General features: G+C 68.8%; 1 protein-coding gene. It reads left to right on the top strand.

Annotated features, from left to right (window positions below):
• The first annotated feature begins 712 nt into the window (after window positions 1-712).
• Entirely contained in the window at window positions 713-2,206 is a 1,494-nt protein-coding gene (locus IE312_RS37760) for a lectin-like domain-containing protein (protein ID WP_189986823.1), read from the top strand.
• Window positions 2,207-2,333 lie beyond the last annotated feature (127 nt).

Here is a 2,333-nt window from a genome sequence, read left to right as displayed (position 1 = left end):
GCGGACACCTCGACGACGACGCCACCGTCCTGCTCGCCGAGTGGCGCGGCAACCGGCAAACCGACCTCACCCCGTAAAGCCGCCTCGCGCAGACAGAACACTCGCTGATCACCGGCCCGCCCGACTCCGACGACGAGCCGTCCGGCCTGGATGCGAGCAGCACACCCTGACCGCGGGCCACCACCTCCTGACCCGTCTCGAGCGCCCTCGTACGACGCAGGGACAGGCCGCCAAGCGCGTGAAGGCGCCCGCAGCCGCCTTCCGGTGTGCGTCACCCTCCGCACGCGGCGCTGCACCGGGATGCGGGCCGCCCTCACGGCGCAGCGCTTTCAAGCGGGAGGGTGTTGGCGGGTTCGGATGTCACTCGATGGTGTGCTGATGCGGCAAGTCGGCTGCTCACAGGCCCGAGCTGCGGCTCCGGACAGGGACCGGCGCGGCGTGAAGGTGATCTATCCATCAGGAACAGGTAAGGAATACGCTCGGTATGCAGATGGTGACACAGGGGGAGTGCATGGGTGATCGGTGGGTTCCCAAGCCTTCGCAGCCTTTCGCTCTCTTCTGAACGGACACCACTGCGTGCGCTGTCGCTGCTCGTAGGCGCCGGTGATACATGCGGCGCTGCGGGACCCGGCCGCCACGGGCGGGGCCTCGCCGGTGCTCTGGCCGGGCGCAGCGCGCGCGACACCCGTCATGTGGAGACGAAGGAGCCCTCATGCAGGAAGCGCAGTTTCCGATCGTGGAGTCATTCACCCATCAGGCGCCGTCCAACCCGCACTGGACACTCTTGGGCACTGCCAGACTGAACGGAAGCCTAGAGCTGACCGCGGATGCCGCGTCTCAGGCCGGCACCGCCTTCCTCGACCAGCCGTTCTCCTCTTCGCTGGGTGTCACGATCGACTTTGACTACGCCGTCGAAGGCAGCAGCGACGTCGGTGACGGGTTCTGCCTCTATGTCATCGACGGCGCCCGGACTACTGCCCCAGGTGGTCACGGCGCGGCCCTGGGCTACTCCTATACCAAGCAGGGCCCAGGAGGGCAGATCGTCGCCCCGGGTGTGACCGGTGGTTTCGTAGGCATCGGCTTCGACAACCACGGCAACTTCTCATCTGCTGAGGCGGGACCGGACGGTCCTGGCCCGTGTGCCGACTTCGTCGGCGTCCGCGGCTGCGGCAACGAGCATGCAGGCTTCCGCTGGCTCACCGGCGTTGCGGTGCCCGGTGGGTTCCGGGCCTCGTGGGAGGCGGGCGCCCACCTGCAGGTGTCCCTCCTCAACGGCCGGCTGACCGTACGCCACTCCCACCGCGGCAACCCCAACGGCACCCTGCTGATCGACGACTACGACCTGGCCGGTGCGCCGGGGCAGGAACAGTTGCCCGCCACGTTCAAGCTGGGCTTCGCAGCAGGCACGGGCAGCGCCACCGCCGCGCACCGGATCCGTAACCTGACGGTGGCCCTGCCGGTGAACATGCCGCTGGAGCTGGCCGGTCCTCAGACAGCCCAGGCCGGAGACCGCATCACCTACTCCCTCGAGGTGCAGAACCTGGGGCCCAACGACGCTCCGGACGCCGTGGTGGAAGGCACGGTGCCGCCGCAGCTCTCCGACCTGGAGGTGTCCTGCCGAGGTGAGAACGGCGCCGCCTGCGGCAGCTCATCGGTCGACCAGGGCCTGCACGTGCCCGTCAGCCTGCCCCCTCGCAGCAAAGCGACGATCACCCTGGCAGGCACGATCGATCCTGCATTCGAGGGCCGCTTCACCTTCACCGGCCTGGTCGAGTCGCCGACGCGCTCCAACGTCGCCGAGCGGTACTCCGCCGCTGCCACCACCGACGTCGAACGGCCGCTGGTCAGCGTCGGCTACGAGATCGTCGGCCAGTGGTCGCAGACCTGGCCCGAAGACGCCCAGGGCTGGCTCGTCAGCTACGACCTCAAGCTCGCCGCCCGTGAGCACCGCGTGGTCAGGTGGGAGATCCTCTTCGACGCACCGCCCCACACCCGCCTCAACCCCACCGAGCAACCCTGGTACACGGTGGTCGACGACGGCACCGGCGGATCCGGATCGGTGATCATCCGCAGCCCCGGCGACGGACACGCCATCGAGCCCGGCACCGACCTGACGGTCAACATGAAACTGCTCTACCCCTCCCAAGGCGACGCCGGAGACAGGACGCTGCGTAACCTCCGCGCCATGGAGATCACCAGGCCGTAGAACCATGCAACGGCCGCCACCTCCCCACGCAGGAGGCAATCGGCCGTCGAAGGCGTCGGGCAGCCGTGGCCGTGGCCGGCCACGGCTGCCCGACACGCACAACTGAAGCTTCACAGCCTGCGACGCC

Source organism: Streptomyces capoamus, assembly GCF_014654935.1.
GTDB classification, from domain to species: domain Bacteria; phylum Actinomycetota; class Actinomycetes; order Streptomycetales; family Streptomycetaceae; genus Streptomyces; species Streptomyces capoamus.
This window is presented reverse-complemented; position numbering and strand designations above follow the sequence as displayed.

Coding starts and splice junctions, on each gene's coding strand:
- IE312_RS37760 (WP_189986823.1), top strand. CDS start 713: ATGCAGGAAGCGCAGTTTCCGATCGTGGAGTCATTCACCCATCAGGCG.